This is a genomic window from Paenibacillus sp. AGC31, from assembly GCF_057334655.1.
In genome coordinates this window covers 418,830-437,111 of sequence record NZ_JBHFJH010000024.1, presented here as the reverse complement: position 1 = coordinate 437,111, position 18,282 = coordinate 418,830, and the positions used below count along the sequence as shown (strand labels likewise).

Below are 18,282 nucleotides of genomic sequence, written 5' to 3'. Positions count from 1 at the left end.
ATCTTCAAGTACAGACATATCTGCGGCCTCCTTTCTGCTTAGGCCATAATTGTTTTGCGATTTTGCATCGCGCGGCGGAACTCATCAGAGATACGTTGCCCCACCTGATAAGAAACTGCGTCATAATCAATAGCGTTCTCCCGAACGGTCACTTGTACCGTACCCGGTGGAATATTGATCGCAATCTGATTGGTAGTTTCGGTTTTGAAATCCTTCAAGTATCCGGACAGACTGCTCATCTGGTCTTCGGATATTTGTACCGTCATTGTGGAAGATTTCCCATTCGTCTGCGCACCGTTACCAAGCGCCATTGCTTGGTTCTGCATCATGCTTGTTCCCATGAATCCAGCAGATGTAGGCTGACCGACCTTGCTGTTCATATATGCGGCTGGGCCTGTCATGGTCAGTGCAGGTGGCATATAGGCAGGTGCCATCTGCGGGCCGGTTGCAACTGGAGACGGTGCAGCCACCGTTGCTGCCGAGATCGTCTTCTCTTCTTTTTTGGAACCAAATCCAAAGAAGCTGGATATACCATCGGTGATATTTTTTGTTTTCTCAGAGACGTAATCCGCTGCACCCGACAATGCATCACCTACACCTTCGGTAGCACTAGACATAAAGTTTCCAATATCCTTCGCTTTGTCTCCAATCCAACCGCCTGCTTCACTTCCGGCCCAACCACCTACTGCACCACCTACCCATGTCCCGATGCCAGGCAAAAGAACGCTACCTATGGCGCTACCAATCGCAGTACCTGCTGTGCCGCCAATCATGGAACCCACCGCTCGACCACGCTCTTCCGGGGGTGCTGTCGCTACATTTGCCACATCAGCAAGCATGCTGATGGGTCCAAGCAACCTTTTTGCTCCTTTGGCAAAGCCACTACTTAAATTATCCATCAATCCATTACCAGCCAGCATGTCGGTTAAAGATCCCAATCCACCATCCGCAAATCCTAATCTACCGCTTCCTCGTATTCTTCTACCACCTCCCCTATTACGGTTGCGATCGGCCGGAGGAGTTGGAGTATCAGGTACAGGATTGGGTACTGGTGATGGGACCCGGTTCGAACGATTACTAGACCTTCTACCACTTCGGTAATTTCGTCTTCCACGATCTGATCCACCACCATCCGCATTCGGTGAACGAACTCTACGGTTTTTGCCCATCTTTCCACCTGTGCAACAGCAGCATTTGGATGCTGGACTTCGGGTTGGATCAGATGCAGGACTTTCTTCTTTTTTCTTTTTGAATTTATCAAATATTCCCTTAACGTTATTAAATACATCAAACAAACTATTAATCTTGTCGGCAGGGTCAAAAATCCATTTATCCAACCAACTCTTAGGATCTTCTTCCTTCGTAGCATTAGTGATACTTTTGTTGTTTTGAATCACGACAGCCATAGTTGGACCCGAAGCTCCTCCTTTACCCATCGCCACTTCAATCTTCTGCCGAACTTCAAGGGATACTGTTCCCGAAGCCGTAACCATCTGGTCCCTGAATTTATTCAGTTTAACCCATGCGCGATCCAGTGCCGGACTCAGCTTATCAATCAACCCAATCGTCGGTGTGATTCGCAGCCTGCTAATTCGAACAGCCATACTATATATACTTTCCAACCTGCGTCCGGTCGTTCTCAGTTCATTGTTCACCTTAATCAGACTCTGATAACGAACTCTGCCCAGACGTTCCGTGGAACGCTGAATCTGATCCAGATAACGAAGGGTTGTCCGCATTTCCGCATTGGATTTGGATAGACCTACAATCATTTCTGCCATTTTTTCACCTCCTGCCTTATATCGTTATCGATTCATTTGCGAAGTTATCGCTGACATTTCCTCTTCCGAGAACGCAATCAACAGCGAGCGCTCCCCACGTGGTAAAGACCAGAACTCTCCGGGCCGGAGATGATGACGCACCCACATGTGATATAGAAACGTGGTCATCCCGCCGGAGTGAATCAGTTTTTTAGGTCTTCAATCTCCACACCGAAGCCGGACAGCTCCAGCACTTTATCACCTACAGCATCCAATTCACCAGCCAGCAGCATGCGGCGAACCGCCTGTTCTCCACCAGACAGCTTCATACGGCCAGTAATACGGGTATCCCCCCAGCCGGACAATTCCAGGCTGCGGACTTTCAATTTCACCGTTGCTTCAGAGATGAGCAGCGCGTTAAACGTTTCGGTATCCACCTTTTCCTCGGTGCGCCCTTTGGTCGTTTTTCGAATGGTACAGCGTTCGCGAATGTGATCCACTTTGGAAGACGTCAGTCCACGCAAGGTCAACAATAGATCCAGACGCTGAATGCGCACATTCTCCTCTGGCAAACGTTCTGCTGCTTCAAACAACTGATCCAAAATCTGTTCTTCGGACATATTTTCATTCATACTCATCGGGCGTTATCTCCTTCTTATTTCACAAATGGGTTTATCTATGCCAGCTTCCAAGCCTTTAGAGACAACAAAGAGACCGAGATCATCTCGGCCCGCATTGGTGTCCATTTGATATGAAGTAACTATGCAACCACGCTGGAGCAAACTAGCCCAATCACACGTGCCTATTCCAATCTTTAGTTCGCCACAATCGGATTCAGCAATTCAAATCCTTCAAACGTAAAGCCTGTTTCTTCCGGTACTTCTTCGCCAGCTGTCCAGTTGGCAAGCTGAATTTTATCCACCATACAACCTTTAAGCAAAACGCTCTCATGTCCATACGATTCAGGGTCGTTCAGCTTGGAAATAATCTCGAATTTGGTGAAGCCGCGCTGGATCATATCCGAAGTGACTTTGTAGCCGGTCATCGTGCCTGTTCCTTTTTTTGCGCCGTTTTTGTGCACTTTCCAGTCGTTACCGACCAGATTCAGCTCACGCTTTTCAATCTCCACACTCGCTTCCAACTTGTTAATGTTCGTCTGCCACACACCATCGATATGCAGCTGACCATGGGTACCGAGAATTACTCTTGACGCATCCAACATATATTTTCCTCCTTGGGTTCATTGAACTAATAAATATTACACGGTATAACCCCGCAGTCAGAACAATCTTCCGATCGCTGTTATCCCCAGATTTTTTTGATTCCTTTTCATAATAAAGGGAAAATCCGGTGGATAAAGGCGAGCGCTTCGCTTCTTCAGATTTTTTCTGCCCTCTCCGTTATCGTGTAAACCATCAGTTCAACGTGTAGTACTTATTCTAGAAAACGGTTCTTTCCTTTCACACAACCTTATTGCACGTAAAATGTACCAAACAACTGCTCCATTACATCCGTCAGCTTCACATTCCATTGCAGGAATACCTGATCCGCTTCCGGTTTGAGAACTGGTGCCGCGCCATAATATGCCGGGTCAAGAATGACATCATAACCGTCAGCTTCAATCACATTGCTCTGTGCTAGCAACGCCAAATAGGCCTTCATGGCACTAATCAGTGCCTGCCGACCCTCTTCGGTATTGTTTACTTTACCGATGTACGTATCTTCCGCGGAACGTTGCAGATCCGTGTTGATGGCATCCAACACACGAATGGAACGGATTTTTTTCCACGCATTATTCTGTCCAGCGGCCGGAGTTACAAGTGTGTTTACACCGCGAAGTGCTTTCACCTGCCGTCCATCATGGAAGAAAATAAATACGCCATTCTGTACCGCCTGCTCCTGTTCTGCACGCGTCCAGCGACGTGTCACATCATCGAACGGAGTAGCTGCATAGGTTGTGGATTGGTTCAGACGTTGTCCGGCGATCAGTCCTGCAACATAAGCGGATGTTTCCGCCGAGCTGTAGAATGCATCTCCAAGGCGTACGCCTGTACCTACATTAATCACACCTTCATGGTTGAGCGCAAGCGAACGTGCTGCCGCTTTTTGTGCTGCTGTAGCAGAAGTGTCATCCGCTGCGGAACCGCCAAATACAGCCACCACCGGTTTACCTTCACTACGCACACGTTTCACCCATGCCGCAAAACTCGCAAGCAGAGGTGCATCAGCCGCCTGATCCAGAGCCAAGACGTCGAATTGCTCCCCTTCCAGCGCACCCTGTACAGCAATGTATTCTGCATTGGTCAGGTCATCGTTGCCACTTACGCCGCCTTTGAATGCCGCACCCGCAACAGTAGCAACCACGCCAGTACCATCGCCAATCGCCTGCGCCGTTACCCAGACATTTTGTTCATCCGCGTTAATCTCTTTTGCCAGAGAAGCTGCTGTAATATCCGCTGTCAGGAACGCATACAACATCCGGTTACCTTCAAAAAGGCGCACTTCATGTTTCGTATTATCAATTACACCCGGCTGGATGGTGACGTAGAATCCATTCGCACGATCCCCTGGATACTTCGCATCCAGTTGCAACACATTCACATCACCGCTGTCCTTCAAAGTAAGCGTAGCTGCTTTGGCCGCAGCACTTGCTACCCGATAAGCGAGCAACTTTTTCGGCCCACCCAACAGGGCGAGCTTCAAGGACGTATAGGCCGTGCCGTTGTCCCGCACATTCGCCGCATAAATACGTTCAATTGCTGCTTCGCTCCCTACTTCAACAAAAGTCCCCACCGGACCCCAGTTGGCCTTGATTGGCACCACGACCGTCCCCCGCGTACCCGCTTGAATGGCCGAGGATGCTGCCGCCTGAAAATTCATATATAAGCCCGGAAGGACCGGACGATTTGTTTGCTCCCAATTTCCGCCTGCCATTATCCCTTCACCTTCGCTTTCATAAATTGGTTAATTCGTTCCTGCGTTTCTTCAATGGAAAACGTCTCTTGCGCCGCTTCGTACAGCGCACCGTATAGCACCTCTGCCTTAACGGCAAAGAGGGCTTCTGCATGATTCATCAGTTCTGCCCGTGTATACCGTGGGGCTGTCTGTTTACTTTTTTTCACTGAGCTTGCCATTGCCATCTCACCTCATTTGTTGGACTACTAATTTCGTGAAACGATGATCTTTAAGCTTGATCTATGAATTTTTGATCCTATGAATATGAAGCTATAATGTTGAAGCTACATCTATCATTTCAAAGCTATAATCTGGAACCACTCTTAAAAGTGCATGTTCAAAAAGATCGGTTTTCAGTACCGAGAAGATGGGATGAAGTTAGAAATGGAGTAGCAGAGCGTAGGGAAAACTACGTGAGCAACGGACATTTCGGCTGAATTCCATATTCGATGCTGATGATGCCGTTAGGCATCCTTTGTAATCAAAAGCGGGCTTTTTGAACAACCTCTAATAGAAGGTTCCTCTCGACTAACGTTTACTCCATACCTTTGCTATGGTGAATCTCACGAATCAAAGGTACATTCGTACCCGGACGACGAATCCGCTGTTGCAACGTCAGGCGAATCTGTCCGTTCAGATACGCATCGGTCTGCAGATCTGCCGTGACTTCATCCACTGTGATATATCGCGTGTTACCTTCGTGCTCTTCGCCATCCGTTTCAGTGACGGCAAGACGAGATTGCACTGCAAGTTGCCGGGCCAACCGAGTAACGGTCTGCCGTGTTAGCACCGAATGATCGGTGAGCACATGCCCAATCCACTGTTGTCGAACCTCCAATGCCGAAGTGCCCGCCACAGACGTGCTGTATCCGGCCAATCGCCATAACACAGACGGCATCTCATATCCTCCAGGCCAGGCATCACCATATACCGACCAGTTCGAGCCAAGCTCTTGCTGTGTCCAGTCTTGAAGCGCAGCTAACCACGCGTCGCCTCTTTCGGCGAGGACAGCTCCCGAGTCTTCGGGAACATACACTCCGAACCGCAGACTGCGCGTAACCATGCCAGACCCAGCATCCACCCGATCACTATCTGAAGAACCCAGATAGATACATGTGAATGCCCCACCTGCTTCATCCACCAGCCTTACCTGGTGCAACCCTTCGATTAGAAGGGCTGACCAAGCTTCCACCTGTTCAGCGCCACCATCTTCCGGACGAGCGTATGGTGAGATTTTGATGATCCGTCGGTATCCCGCCCAGGCAGACTTCGGCACCTCTTCGGCAAACGCAACCACGGCACAAGGCCCAGCCAACACTTCGCCTGGCCCAGGTACATCCAGCACACGACCGCCCCAATCTGGAACAAGTACCGCGAGCTTCTGTTTCAGCGTTTTTTTAATGAGCGTACTCATTTTACTGGTGCTCATGTCAGTGTTAATCTCATTTCTCATAGACACATTCATTTCGCCCCCTTTGGCTGCAAGTTTGAGATCTGCCCACACGATGCAGCGACAGTGCAGCAGCAGTAGACTCCCCCTTTTAACTCAGAGTCTGTATTGCTATCGAACCAGTACTGGGACTACATTCACCGCATCAAAAAGACCGGCCACCTGGCCGGTCTGTACATTAGCGTATGTGCTTTCGGTGTGTCCCTTGTTATTGATCCGATAATACAATCTTACACCCTTTCATCCCTAGCGCGGATGGTGATTCGTACGACTTCGGTGCGATTAAGGGCGTCGTTCGGGTGGAAAAAAGACGATTCTGGAATCATCATTTTAACGAACAAACAATTAAGCATTAAGTTCAATAAATTGATAAATTTATCCAAATATATTAATATTTCATTATCAAATTCATTGTGGCTTACGTAAAAGAAGGAGGTAACTATGAGTAAAAAATTCAAGATTACTTCACTTGCTGTCTTAGCATTTATACTCGGAATATCCTGCTGGGCTTACTTCGGACTGCTTGGTAATCCGCTGAAGAAAAATGATGCTGAACAACAGGTAACCACTTACCTGATTGAACAGAAAGGTTACTCACCCGAACAGCTTATCGAAGTACAAGGTACTTACTCCTCAAAAAGTTCTGAAGCACCTTACGGTGCCTCAGTAATATTCGCGGATGAACTCGAAGCGAAGTATCAATATATCATTTTTAACAACAGAGAGATTAAGCAGTACAGTCATACCAGTGATGATCCCAAACATGAGGAGCCCATGGTGAGATAACAGTTTAGTTCAGCGTAACCTTCGGGTTCAACGTAATCTCAAATGCACGCCCCCAAATGAAATCAGGATTCGCATATTCCAGCAGCGCACTGCCATACGTCGCATAGGACAATTCGTCATCACAGATCTGCTTAATCGCCACATTGCCTGTCTGGAAGGCTGTTTTATTCGCAAGCGCCGTGGTATAAGTCTGCATCAAATCACGGAGCAATGTTTGCAAATGGGCATAGTCTTCCTCTGAGTTGAACAGCAACATATTTTGATCCGAAAGGGTAGCCACGTTTGTATATAGCGCATGGGCTCGGGAATACGTCCGGATCTCTGCAATCGCTACCGCTTTGTAGTAGTAATCCTTCAGGAAACGCTTAAACAACAACGAGCCATGCGCGTTCATCGCATCACGCAACTTATGCTCATGCTTCTCTGTTGTGATCAACGCGTACCTCGACTGCCCCATGCCTACGGCAATACCGATCTTGTTACCTGGTGTATTCCATGCACTATAACCCAGAACCCGTCCGGTATATGGACTGTTTAGCAATGCTTCGGCAACATCGACATTCGCTGGTCCTTTACCCACAAAATCAATCAATACCGAAGGCAAACCTTGCTCACTATTCAGCGTCAATTGCTCCAACGCAGCCTGCACCTGATCCAGAGCCGTAATGGCAATAATCTCGATATCGATGCTTGTGTTCTCCCCGGAATTACCCGGATGACCCTTGGTCATACGATCCAGTTCGGAGGTCATGTCAAACGGGACAACTTGATCGGCTGCTACAGCCACTAGCTGTTCATTTTCCAAGCCAGCACCCACATCCGTCACCACCTCCGGTTCAGGATATGCCGAATCCGCTACAAGCACACCACCTACAATATCCACATGACGAACCACATTCTCGTGTACATCCATGTATTCATACGTGTTAATGATGGTATTGCCGTGAGGACCAAAATATTTCACTGCGTAACGTGTCCTCGCCCCGCCTCGGAACAACTGGTTAGCCATGCGAGCAACCAAAGCGTGTCCCAGACCATCCGCATCCGGCAAGATGATAGCACGATCCGGATTTTGCCCGTTGGTTCCACCCAGCCATTCATTGATCCGCGCTTCTACATATTTGATCTCATTGATCTGAACACCCTGCGTGTTGGCATCGTCGACTCCAACCGCGAGGAAATCGATATAACCTGTGCGAGCCAGCTGATCTAAAATGTACAGATTTGTTTTGAATTTATGCTGCCTTGTATTGTAATACTGTTCTTTATCAAAATAGGTCGTTGTCCCATATTCCACTCCATCCGGGGACAGGTTATAACCTTCGATAATATCCTCAAACTCAGTGTATGTCTGACGTGGCTTCTGCATCAACGCACGAGACTCATTATATGCATCAAGCGCCAAGCCATCTGCAAACGAGGTTGTAGCCAAACGCATGATGGTATCCATTACGAATACAGGTTTGCGTGGGTATTTCTGCTTGATCACACGAATCACATCCAGCAAACGAGTGGTCTCCTCATCGTATTCCGGATAAACACCTCCTCCATCTTCGCGGAGCTGACGACTGCCAATCAGACCGCCATAAGCGAGCATATCGGATGAGATAATGAATCCGTCGACCTTGGCAGCATGTTTCAGAATAAAGTCGTGAATCTTGGACGGTTTGCCATAAACCGGCGTGGAGGTGCCGAGCAGCGTTGTGCCATCTACGGTTTTCTCCGAGTCCAGACGATTCTTAATATCACTCAGGTTCGGTGTAACGATATGGATACCGGCTGCTTTCCCTTGCACAATCACATCATCCAGATTCGCTGGACGATCATCCAGTGGAACATACAATACTGTTTTCATATCACGTAGCCTCCTGTTATCTATATAAGTTGAACTACAGAATATTTACACTTGCCACTTCGATGACAGAACAACCTTCCGATCGCTGTTATCCCCGGATTTTCTTGATCCACTATATAAAGGTAGAAATCCGTGGATAAAGGCGCAGTGTATGCTTCCGAAGTAGCTTTCTTGTAGAAAGCTGTTAGCTCCGCTTCTTCAGGTTATTTCTGTCCTCTTCGTTCTCGTGTAAATCGTTAGTTCAACTTATATATCTAGTCTTTAATACCCGATCAGGGCAAGGATGCAATCACCGAATTAAAAAACGGCCCCTAGCCGGCTGTACGTTAGCGTATGAGCTGTCGGTGTGTCTTCCTTGCTGCTGATCCGATAATACCATCTTACCGCCTTTTCCCACTCGCGCTGATGGTAAACGGGATGAATTACGCCTGAATGTAGTTGTCTCTATGGCGGTTAAATGCCGATTTCCCGCGAGAAACTCCTATCGATAGTCCAACCAAACTCATCCTGATGATGTTTATATGACATAAGTAGCTTTCAAATCCTACGAACAATAAAGGATGGATATGACCATGAAAAAAAGGTACTTCTTCTATCTTTGGATTGCTGTCACCAGTTATATGGCGGGTCCCGCTATGTATGCTTTAACAATGTACATCTTATATCAGGAAACAGATGTTGTAACGACATCACTCATTGGATGGACCGCGGCAACATTCTTATCCGTTGGCATCCTGTTTATCCTGATCACAGTCATCATGCTTCGAGTGTTAAACATCTATTATTTCTGGCTGCAAACCCTGCTCTTCGAGCTGCTTTTCCTTGTGCTTGTCTATATGACCACTGTTCTTCTTGGGGCTGGCAACACAGGACTGCCCAAGCTATCCTTTCCATTTACACCCGAAGGCGTTTCCTTATGGATGTTCTGGGGGAGTATTGCACTTATGAGTTCCTGGGGAATATGGGCAGCGCGTCAGCCCGTACGAAAATCACCATACATGCTGGTGTCCAGAGTCATGCTGATCCTTTTTATCCTTGAAATTTGGCCCCGTTAAAAAGGTGCAGGCTGCCCACGATTCGGTAGACTAGAATAATGCCTAGAAGGGGTGTCCGTCATTACGGACACCCCTTCTTAAATGTATGTTTTTACTCACGCGATGATATAACGAAAGTTCTCCCATGTTTCCGGTACAGGCTCCCCGTTCTTGGCATGATGATAGAAGCTGAACGGGAATTTGAATACATGACCTCCGTTCCAGTCGCGGGAACGTCTGTCGGTGAGCCAATATTCCAGCTCATGAGGGAGCGCCACTGATCGTTCCGCCCGTTCTAGTGGCAGCAGATCTACGGGTGATTGCAATGTCGGCATCTCCTGTTCAATATCCACATCTCGGCTTAAGCGTAGCGCCTTCACCATAGTAAGGAAAGGCGGAATACCTTTATGGAATAATGCCGGATAACCCAATTCATATAATATGTTAAGCGCATGTCCGTAGGTGAGCATATGACCGATTAGATCATGATGCGCTTCCGCGTGATAGATGGTCTGGAATGCCCCAAGCTCATCCAGAATCAGGCGTGACAACTGAACTGGATCTTCAATCTCAGGGAAACCATCGCTGTTTTCCGGCTTCAGACTGCTAATTTCTTTCATCGTTGTGTTCATCCAGGATCTTCCTGGGATGGTCCGATCGAATGAATCGATCAGTTCAACCAGCCGATCAATATCCTCTGCAGTACCCCATCCATCCAGTTCACGAATGGCTTTCAGACTGATTGCCCCGTAGATGGCCTGGTGCCCAACCCAGTGCAGCTCTCCAATCGTTCGATCCAATGCGTCCGTAATACGCGCTTCGGCATCTTCCCTGGGCATCATCTCACCAATCGGAGAGGTCTGATCAGGGCTGATTCCATGCTGGCGAAGCATGGCTTTTGCTTCGGCCGTAACACTGCCGGCGGCAAGGGCAGTGAGACGATTTTCCCGCAACCAAAAATATGCCGCAATCGCACCCGCCCCATAATGGGCGTGCCACAGATCTCCTGTACGTTCCCGACTGGAAACAATAATTGCAAGTCCTTCTTCCAACAAACGTCGATCCAAGCTTGCCACCACCCTTCATCATATGTAAGCCCATCAGAGAAACTATATAAGTTGAACAAAGATTATTTACACTGACACTACGATGACAGAACAACCTTCCAATCACTGTTATCCCCAGATTTTTTTCGATTCCCTTTCCTAAGGGAAAATCCGGTGATCAATGTGAACACTTCGCTTTTTCAGGTTTTTTCTGTCCTCTCCGTTATCGTGTAAATTTAGTTCAACTTATATATCCTAATTAATAAATAAAGCGTTTACTTCTATAACATGATGGAAATGCTTCACATATGCCCGTTTTGCCCCGGAATGCAAAGTTTAGCCAATTCGAAGCTTGCCCACACCACGAATGGATACTTCCAGCGGATAGATCTCTGCTTTTTGCTTGGAGAAAAACCACGTCCGATCCTTCTTCACCACAATAAATAAACCATGTACATCTCCTACAGGAGCAAAGGTATCACTAACCTCACCCCATCGCGTGATTCCAATCTGCTGAAGCTCATTCACCGCAGCCAGAACGTCATCCGTCACCAGGCCAATCTCACACACCTGTAATATATTTTTAGTAGAGAAGTCATGGTCACTCTCGTTCTGAATACGATGATGAGCAATCAACTCGATAATATTGCCTGCCGGATCTTCAAAATAGAGGGAATGAGAGTCCCAATTAGCAGAGTACGTCTCATCCCGATGTTCTTCCCTACTTAAAACAACACGTGATGCAGCCCACTGCTTCGCTTCCTTGAACCGATTCGTTGGAATCAACCAGGCTACATGATAGAAGGGCTCCGGATCTGTTTCACACGGTTTGAAAATCATCTTTGTCCCTCCAACCTCCAGGTTGAAGGCCTGATCTGTCGCATTGGACACCTCCATGCCCAACGTATCACGATAAAAATGCTTGAGGTCCTCCAGCCGTGTTGTATATAACTGTAATTCTTCAATCATCATACGGTCTTCTCCTGCATCTCCTCCCACCGACTCCATGGCACCATGCCAAGCTCAGGCTTCGCTTCATCCGGGAGCATGGCGATGAATTCAAGCGAATGACCATCTGGATCGTTAAAATATACAGATACTGCGGGCATCCATCCGAAGACGTACAGTTCACCGATATCATCATCCAGGAAGTTCTGTGTCTTGATTCCTTTGTTCTCCAAGTGAGCCACCGCATGTTTCATATCCTCCAGAGATACATGAAAAGCAAAGTGCTGACGTTGCACCTCGGAAGGTTCCTTTTGCCACAATCCCAGCATGGCATTGCCTTTTCCACCTATCCAGTAGAAGGAGTTTCCACGTTCTTTCTGCCCGTAGGCATGAGGTAAGCCCAGGACCGTTTCATAGAAATGATGGGATCTCTCCAGATCCGTAACGTTTAAATGTGTTTCAAATATGCCTGTAATCATCATGTTCAACCTCTTTTCCTTTTCCCATTTTCATCTTCGCTTGTTCTCAACTCATGGTTGAATTCCGCGCATTTGTTAACGTCTGTGCCAGATTTAAAAACGATCCAATAACCCGCTGCACCCGGTCCTCTATATCCTGACTGCCTTCGTACTCCTCGTATCCGTCAAATGTCGCTTCGAATCGTCTGCGCTGCGCACCACCAATCGAAATCCACTCTTGGGCATTGATGCCATGCAGATTGCGAACAATCGCTTGCAGTTGTAAAAGCGAACTTACCCCCACCGCTCCGCCAGAGGAGCTGATGGACAGGACGGGCTTGCCGCTGAAATGAGCCTGACTCAGGTGATCCAGTGCATTTTTGAGCACACCACTTATACTGCCGTGATACTCTGGTGTAGACAGGATGATTGCATCAGCCGCGAGCATACGTGTATTCAGTTCTGCCAGATGTTCATGATCCGCTTGTTTTTCATCTGGCGCGTAGAATGGAAGTGGCGTCTGATACAGATCAAACAGGCTGGCCTGATGTCCCTGACCTCGAATAATCTCCACAGCATACTCTCCCAGACGTGTACTGGTTGCATTGTTCCGATTGCTGCCTGCCAAGATAACAATATTCATTCATGTCACTCTCCTTGGTTTTTTAATAATTCAAACGCTCATGTTTCAACCGATCTGTTATTTCTACTCTTATCTTACCTTTCTTTGGCATCCAAATCGTCAGCAGATAGACTTAACTTGAAATACCAAAAAACTCAACCTTTAGGTTGAGTTTATACGACTTAAGTATGAACATATGTCGGAATTGCTCAGACGACCCAGCCATTTCTTACGGCATGAAGAGCTGCTTGTGTCCGATCCGCCAGCCCGAGTTTGTCGAGCAGATGACTGACATGTGTTTTGACCGTTTTTTCGGTGATGACCAATTGAACTGCAATTTCCTTGTTGCTCAATCCTTGAGCAATCAACCCCAAAACCTCTTGTTCACGGCGAGTGAGCATATCTGGACCACCAAGGGATATTTCATTTGATTTTCCAACCTGCTTTGGCTCCTGATGTTGACTGTCTGCTGACTGATCTGTCGGTATATCCTGTGGTTGCTGTTCATTTTTAGACCAATCGGATGAAGCCATCACATGCATCAATTGACCTGCTGCGGCGGGATGCAATTCTACCTGACCTGCATGCACATTGCGAATGGCCACAGCCAGATCCTCCGGTTCAATATCCTTGAGTAGATACCCCTTCACCCCTGCACGTACAGCAGGAACCACATGATCCTGATCCGAAAACGATGTGAGCACAATGATTCGCGTTGCTGGCATTAATGCACGCAACCGTCTGGCTGTTTCAATTCCGTCCATGACCGGCATATGCAGATCCATTAATACCACGTCAGGTTTTAACGCTTCCGCCTGCGCCAGTGCTTCCTGCCCGTTCGATGCTTCACCAACAACCTCCATGTCTTGTTGCGTTGTCAAAAAAACGTGCAGCCCTCGTCTCACCATCGCATGGTCATCTGCGAGCAAAATGGTAATTGGCATCTCTTCTTCCCCCAGACTTTATACAGATTCGAACGGAAGCGGAATGACTGCCGTTACTGTTGTTCCCTTACGGGAAGAGCTAACTATTTCTAAGCTACCCCCGAGCGATTGAGCCCGTTCCTTCATAATGGACAGGCCAAGGGAGCTTCCAGACGAGGCTTTTGGCCTTTCCGTACCACCTTTTCCCTGATCTGTGACGGTGAGCACCACTTCATGATCACTTAATTTGAGGGAGACCTCAGCAGAAGGAACATCCGCGTGTTTCCGTACATTATTCAGCGCTTCTTGTCCGATTCGCCACAATGCTTCTTCTATATTACGCGGTAAAGACATCATTCCCGTCCGATTCATCACCACTTGAAGACCCTGGCTGGTGCCGTATTCCTGTAGCGCATGGAGCAGCCCTGCTTCCAGTCCCGCGGGACGGAGCTGCATAATCAAAGCGCGCATTTCCTTGAGAGCCTCCTGAGACAAAGCCCGAACATCCTTCATCGCTTCCGTTGCCGGGTGCAACTGCTCGGAGCCGGATAACATACTTTCCGCGCCTTTAGCAGTTAACGATAGTGAAAATAAAATCTGATTAACCGAATCATGCAGATCGCGAGCCAACCGGTTTCTCTCTTCCATTCGCGCAAGTTCGCGGCGATTCTCCGCCAGCTTCAGACTCTCCCATGAGGCCGCAATATGTTCGGCCAGTGCCTCCAACACCTCACGGTCCGCCTGCGCAGGACCAGCTGTTCCTATTCCAATCACCAGAACTCCCGTTTCCCCTGGCGTATGGTATGGAAGGGGAGCAGCAATTCCGAAGGTAAAGAAATTCATAGCCTCGTCGGGCTCGCACAGGGTAAATATCTCAGCAATCTCTATTGCAGACAGAGATGTAGCACGATGACTATTGATCACTCGGTTCATGTGGTTTTCTGCTTCCAAAGATAGAGTCGCTCTAGGTAACGTCTGAACGATGCCACCTGCATAAGCTGCCTGCACCGTATATACGCCATTTCTCTGCTGAATAATGGTAGCGAAAGGCCAATCATAATGCTGCCCAAGCAACTGTACAACTTTTAAAGAAAAAGCATCCGAATTGTTGCATTCGTTCACTGAAAGACCCAAAGCCGTGCTGAACTCCCCCAGCTTGGCATACAGATCAGCTCGTCGCTGCTCCGCACGATACAATCTCATCCGCTCTATCGCACTACCAATCTGGTACGCCACGCCCTGTAACAGTGCCAGTTCACTGTCGCTGAAATGTTCCTTGGCTGGCGCAGCCACATTGAGCAGGCCGAGCATCTTCTCACCTGACCTTAACGGGACGGTTGCATGATGGGTAATATCATGGGTATCTCCCCATTGGAATTCCACCGCATCCTCCAGACGTTTACAGTTAATGATGTTGACCGCATGATTGAGCTGACCATCCTTAAAGCGGTTCACACACCAGCAGGTCCCCGTTCGCATGGGCTCTTTATTTTTACGCAGTAATGCCGGGGGCAGATTGTAATCCGAAAAACAGGTATATTCTCCACGTTCATTAATCAGAAACATCCAGCCTGCCGTTAATCCGGTCAACTCCAGTAATTTGCCGACCACGGTATCCAGCATTAAGTTCAGATCATTGGACGTATTGAGCGTTTCCGCGATTGTCTTCAATGTGACCATTTCCTGCATTCCGACTTCTTCCGACATGGCAGACTTCTCTCCTTTGGGTAGGGCGAGTCTGGAAACTCCGAAGGAGGCAGATTTTGCTGAATTTTCGTTCCAAGCAAGGAAATTTTTCGCAGGCGTGCCGGGGCACGTCAAGGGAAAGTGACGCAGCAGGGGACGAAAAGGCGGTAAAAGATGCACTTCAGCGAGTTTTCAGACACGACCTAATGCCAACTGTGGTTTGTTCAACTATTGTACCCAATCCACCTTGGATATTAAAGGATCAACTTCTTCAATCGCTCACTCAGCCCAGCTTCTGACGCTCTTTGCGAGACACAGACAAAGGTTCCATATTAATCAGACCTCGATCTGACAGAGCCAGCGCCATTTTGTAGAAAGCACGTGTACGAATCTTCGTATACGTATCCTTGCTGACAGGTGGATCAAACACATGGTTATACACCTTATAGTCAAACACATCATCGTCTTTCAAATATCGTTCACAGACGAGTACACGTTCCTTTTCACTCAGCCGGGACACTACAAAATCAATCGTATCGCAGTATGCCTGACGCGCGCGCTGCACGTCCACATTGTAGATCGCCGTTCTCGCCGTGGAATCCCCCGTCACATTGGTTGCACCGTGGAAACGCTCGGCATAACTTGCCGTCACCATAACCTCTCGTTCTTCAAATGCAATGGTTTTATAAATTCGGTATTTTTCCAGCGCAGCTTCAACAGCTGTTTGCGTTTTGCGTCGGTCCAATTCGGGCAGCATCAATTCCATATTTATCTTCCTCCTTCAGTATTCGCTATAGAATGAAAGTCTAGTAGCTTCGCATATTCACTCTGATGATAGAACAAGCTTCCGATGCAGCTTTCTTTCAGAAAACTTTCAACTCCGCTTCTTCAGGTTATTTCTATCCTCTACGTTTCCGTTCAACTATACAGTTAAACATGCAACCATCTCATCTCCCGCACTTCTTCTCATTAATCAATTAAGTCACTCTATCGTTCACATGATATTGTTTTGCTATCGTTCTTTGGACGATAGCAAAAAGCTATTATTCATAGAGTTATTCAGTTTTCTAAAAAAGTAACGACATTTCTTCAATTTTCCCTGTTGCCTTTTGGAATCAATCCAAACCGCTATATTTCGCGGAATTCCATTGTTCGGAAGGTACTCCTCCAAACTCTAACCTGTATCAAGTTTACATTTTGTTCGTATATTGTTCGTATTTCTATTTGAGGATACCACTTTCTGGAGATCAGAGTAAACCTCCATTTTGGTTCGTTTTGACGATAAAATAAAACCTTCGCTCTCATTTCCTATGCCTTTTGGCATAATTGTTTCATATCCCTTTACCTAATGGTATATATACGTTATAGTACTGTTTAATTAATGAACTTCCGTATAAGTCATTTGATTTTTAATATTAAGAAGTTCCCCTTCTCCTTAATGCCGCTAAGGTACATATCAAGCGCATACGTAGTGAAGGAGACGGAATCGATTCTGAAGAAGCGAAGCGTTCGCCTTTATCAACGGATTTCACCCTTTAGGAAAGGGAAACAGGAAATCCGGGGATAACAGCGATCAAAAGAACGATCCGAATCCGGAACGGCGCACCCGCAGAGGGTTTAGGAGTTGTCGCATTCAAGTTTCTTCTTAATATTAATTCAAGTACTTGTACGAATCGAAGGAGTTGGCATAATTGTGGAGCACGCTTTTGGTCCTTATATGAAACAACTGCGCGAGCAGCAGGGATACAGCATCAATCAGCTCGCCGAAGCAGCCGGAATAAGCAACTCACAGATTTCACGTATTGAGAATGGGGTCCGGGGTGTGCCGAAACCAGCGACCATTCGCAAGATTTCAGACGCACTCTCGGTGCCCTATACAGAGATGATGAAGCAGGCCGGTTATATTGAACCAGGGAGTGCTGCTGAACTTCAGGACGTACCGGAATGGGCTACATACAAAGACCGTCGTGATTTCAAAAAGATGCTGGAAGACGATGATGATCTGATGTTTGACGGCATTCCACTCGATGAAGAGGACAAGAAACGAATCAAGGATGTGCTGACAGGTCTGTTCTGGGAAGCCAAACAGATGAACAAACGCAAAAAGACAGACGAATCGGACAATCGCCCATGAGGCATGACCCACTGAATTTAATGAAGCAGCAGGTGAGATCATATGGATGACATCGTAACAAAGCTGATTCGCAAACACCGGACCAACTGCCCGTTCAGCATTGCCCGCGCGGTTGGAATACAGATTCGTTTCACCAATTTGGGGAAGTCCACCAAGGGACTGTACTTTCGCAAGCTCCGGCGCAGGTTTATCGTCATACACAATGATTTGCCGCCGGAATGGCAGCGGTTCGTGTGCGCACATGAGCTTGGTCATGATCGGCTTCATAAAGGAATCAATCGATTCTTTCTGGAGGAACATTCCTATTTTGCTCCAGGCAAGCTGGAGAGACAGGCCAATCGTTTTGCCATTCAATTGCTAACCTCCGGAGTGATGCCTGAACCGGATGAATCTTTGGAGAAATTTTGTTTACGTACCGGACTGCCGCGTGAAGCGCAGCATTTTTTTTACACTCTTTAAGAACATATGTTCTATCCGAAGATTATATTATCTAACAGCAGATTTTACATGTCACTTTCAGGTTACCTATTTTTACGTAATTCGCGAGATTTCCTAATAATAGTCTGTTAAAATACTACGTGAGCTGTGTAAACGCTCAAGTAGATTATTAATTGGGGAGGTTTCG

Annotated in this window: 18 protein-coding genes; 4 read left to right on the top strand and 14 right to left on the bottom strand. The window is 47.4% G+C overall.

What is annotated here, in order from left to right:
• Positions 1-38: 38 nt before the first annotated feature.
• The 6 genes from ACE04G_RS09675 to ACE04G_RS09650 all read right to left on the bottom strand — a co-directional run bounded on the left by ACE04G_RS09675 (position 39) and on the right by ACE04G_RS09650 (position 6,174).
• A complete protein-coding gene (locus tag ACE04G_RS09675) occupies positions 39-1,781 on the bottom strand; it encodes a hypothetical protein (RefSeq protein ID WP_449005311.1) in 1,743 nt (580 codons plus the stop codon).
• A 182-nt stretch (positions 1,782-1,963) separates the two neighbouring features.
• The gene (locus ACE04G_RS09670; protein WP_017690174.1) at positions 1,964-2,398 is read right to left on the bottom strand and encodes a phage tail assembly chaperone; all 435 of its coding nucleotides are present in this window, start codon (positions 2,396-2,398) and stop codon (positions 1,964-1,966) included.
• A 176-nt stretch (positions 2,399-2,574) separates the two neighbouring features.
• The gene (locus ACE04G_RS09665) at positions 2,575-2,982 is read right to left on the bottom strand and encodes a phage tail tube protein (RefSeq protein ID WP_124117078.1); all 408 of its coding nucleotides are present in this window, start codon (positions 2,980-2,982) and stop codon (positions 2,575-2,577) included.
• A 248-nt stretch (positions 2,983-3,230) separates the two neighbouring features.
• Positions 3,231-4,694 (bottom strand): phage tail sheath subtilisin-like domain-containing protein, encoded by a 1,464-nt coding sequence (locus ACE04G_RS09660; protein WP_449005310.1) that lies wholly within the window; start codon positions 4,692-4,694, stop codon positions 3,231-3,233.
• A complete protein-coding gene (locus ACE04G_RS09655; protein ID WP_017690177.1) occupies positions 4,694-4,894 on the bottom strand; it encodes a YqzN/YkzM domain-containing protein in 201 nt (66 codons plus the stop codon). Before ACE04G_RS09655 ends, ACE04G_RS09660 begins: the two co-directional genes overlap by 1 nt.
• A 356-nt stretch (positions 4,895-5,250) precedes the next feature.
• Entirely contained in the window at positions 5,251-6,174 is a 924-nt protein-coding gene (locus tag ACE04G_RS09650; protein ID WP_449005309.1) for a hypothetical protein, read from the bottom strand.
• A 432-nt stretch (positions 6,175-6,606) separates the two neighbouring features.
• Here ACE04G_RS09650 and ACE04G_RS09645 point away from each other — a divergent pair, with 432 nt between their 5' ends.
• Entirely contained in the window at positions 6,607-6,951 is a 345-nt protein-coding gene (locus ACE04G_RS09645; protein WP_449005308.1) for a YfjL-like protein, read from the top strand.
• Positions 6,952-6,955: 4 nt separating this feature from the next.
• Here ACE04G_RS09645 and ACE04G_RS09640 read toward each other — a convergent pair whose 3' ends face one another.
• Complete coding sequence (locus ACE04G_RS09640) at positions 6,956-8,806, bottom strand: DUF4127 family protein (RefSeq protein ID WP_449005307.1); 1,851 nt, start codon at positions 8,804-8,806, stop codon at positions 6,956-6,958.
• Between the two features lie 572 nt (positions 8,807-9,378).
• Here ACE04G_RS09640 and ACE04G_RS09635 point away from each other — a divergent pair.
• A complete protein-coding gene (locus tag ACE04G_RS09635) occupies positions 9,379-9,861 on the top strand; it encodes a hypothetical protein (RefSeq protein WP_449005306.1) in 483 nt (160 codons plus the stop codon).
• A gap of 95 nt (positions 9,862-9,956) precedes the next feature.
• On the opposite strand, the gene ACE04G_RS09630 is transcribed toward ACE04G_RS09635, so the two are convergent.
• The 7 genes from ACE04G_RS09630 to ACE04G_RS09600 all read right to left on the bottom strand — a co-directional run bounded on the left by ACE04G_RS09630 (position 9,957) and on the right by ACE04G_RS09600 (position 16,289).
• On the bottom strand, positions 9,957-10,916 hold the full coding sequence (locus ACE04G_RS09630) for a hypothetical protein (RefSeq protein ID WP_449005305.1): 960 nt from the start codon (positions 10,914-10,916) through the stop codon (positions 9,957-9,959).
• A 306-nt stretch (positions 10,917-11,222) separates the two neighbouring features.
• Positions 11,223-11,858 (bottom strand): VOC family protein, encoded by a 636-nt coding sequence (locus tag ACE04G_RS09625; protein WP_449005304.1) that lies wholly within the window; start codon positions 11,856-11,858, stop codon positions 11,223-11,225.
• The gene (locus ACE04G_RS09620) at positions 11,855-12,316 is read right to left on the bottom strand and encodes a VOC family protein (RefSeq protein WP_237176633.1); all 462 of its coding nucleotides are present in this window, start codon (positions 12,314-12,316) and stop codon (positions 11,855-11,857) included. Before ACE04G_RS09620 ends, ACE04G_RS09625 begins: the two co-directional genes overlap by 4 nt.
• A 43-nt stretch (positions 12,317-12,359) precedes the next feature.
• Positions 12,360-12,935 carry an NADPH-dependent FMN reductase gene (locus tag ACE04G_RS09615; RefSeq protein ID WP_449005303.1) on the bottom strand — a complete coding sequence of 192 codons (576 nt, stop codon included), beginning with the start codon at positions 12,933-12,935 and terminating at the stop codon, positions 12,360-12,362.
• Positions 12,936-13,123: 188 nt separating this feature from the next.
• Positions 13,124-13,858 (bottom strand): response regulator, encoded by a 735-nt coding sequence (locus tag ACE04G_RS09610; RefSeq protein WP_449005302.1) that lies wholly within the window; start codon positions 13,856-13,858, stop codon positions 13,124-13,126.
• 18 nt (positions 13,859-13,876) lie between these two features.
• Positions 13,877-15,544: a GAF domain-containing sensor histidine kinase gene (locus ACE04G_RS09605; RefSeq protein ID WP_449005301.1), complete on the bottom strand. Its 1,668-nt coding sequence runs from the start codon at positions 15,542-15,544 to the stop codon at positions 13,877-13,879.
• 262 nt (positions 15,545-15,806) lie between these two features.
• The gene (locus tag ACE04G_RS09600) at positions 15,807-16,289 is read right to left on the bottom strand and encodes an ArpU family phage packaging/lysis transcriptional regulator (protein WP_017690187.1); all 483 of its coding nucleotides are present in this window, start codon (positions 16,287-16,289) and stop codon (positions 15,807-15,809) included.
• Between the two features lie 924 nt (positions 16,290-17,213).
• On the opposite strand from ACE04G_RS09600, the gene ACE04G_RS09595 reads away from it, so the two are divergent.
• Positions 17,214-17,657 (top strand): helix-turn-helix domain-containing protein, encoded by a 444-nt coding sequence (locus tag ACE04G_RS09595; RefSeq protein WP_082219000.1) that lies wholly within the window; start codon positions 17,214-17,216, stop codon positions 17,655-17,657.
• 42 nt (positions 17,658-17,699) lie between these two features.
• Positions 17,700-18,116, top strand: coding sequence for an ImmA/IrrE family metallo-endopeptidase (locus ACE04G_RS09590; protein WP_017690190.1), 417 nt, complete (start codon positions 17,700-17,702; stop codon positions 18,114-18,116).
• The last annotated feature ends 166 nt before the right edge of the window (positions 18,117-18,282 follow it).

Bases quoted from the DNA above. Each gene is read 5' to 3' on its own strand.
- ACE04G_RS09675 (WP_449005311.1), bottom strand. From the start codon at position 1,781: ATGGCAGAAATGATTGTAGGTCTATCCAAATCCAATGCGGAAATGCGG.
- ACE04G_RS09670 (WP_017690174.1), bottom strand. From the start codon at position 2,398: ATGAGTATGAATGAAAATATGTCCGAAGAACAGATTTTGGATCAGTTG.
- ACE04G_RS09665 (WP_124117078.1), bottom strand. From the start codon at position 2,982: ATGTTGGATGCGTCAAGAGTAATTCTCGGTACCCATGGTCAGCTGCAT.
- ACE04G_RS09660 (WP_449005310.1), bottom strand. From the start codon at position 4,694: ATGGCAGGCGGAAATTGGGAGCAAACAAATCGTCCGGTCCTTCCGGGC.
- ACE04G_RS09655 (WP_017690177.1), bottom strand. From the start codon at position 4,894: ATGGCAAGCTCAGTGAAAAAAAGTAAACAGACAGCCCCACGGTATACA.
- ACE04G_RS09645 (WP_449005308.1), top strand. From the start codon at position 6,607: ATGAGTAAAAAATTCAAGATTACTTCACTTGCTGTCTTAGCATTTATA.
- ACE04G_RS09640 (WP_449005307.1), bottom strand. From the start codon at position 8,806: ATGAAAACAGTATTGTATGTTCCACTGGATGATCGTCCAGCGAATCTG.
- ACE04G_RS09635 (WP_449005306.1), top strand. From the start codon at position 9,379: ATGAAAAAAAGGTACTTCTTCTATCTTTGGATTGCTGTCACCAGTTAT.
- ACE04G_RS09625 (WP_449005304.1), bottom strand. From the start codon at position 11,858: ATGATGATTGAAGAATTACAGTTATATACAACACGGCTGGAGGACCTC.
- ACE04G_RS09620 (WP_237176633.1), bottom strand. From the start codon at position 12,316: ATGATGATTACAGGCATATTTGAAACACATTTAAACGTTACGGATCTG.
- ACE04G_RS09615 (WP_449005303.1), bottom strand. From the start codon at position 12,935: ATGAATATTGTTATCTTGGCAGGCAGCAATCGGAACAATGCAACCAGT.
- ACE04G_RS09610 (WP_449005302.1), bottom strand. From the start codon at position 13,858: ATGCCAATTACCATTTTGCTCGCAGATGACCATGCGATGGTGAGACGA.
- ACE04G_RS09605 (WP_449005301.1), bottom strand. From the start codon at position 15,544: ATGTCGGAAGAAGTCGGAATGCAGGAAATGGTCACATTGAAGACAATC.
- ACE04G_RS09600 (WP_017690187.1), bottom strand. From the start codon at position 16,289: ATGGAATTGATGCTGCCCGAATTGGACCGACGCAAAACGCAAACAGCT.
- ACE04G_RS09590 (WP_017690190.1), top strand. From the start codon at position 17,700: ATGGATGACATCGTAACAAAGCTGATTCGCAAACACCGGACCAACTGC.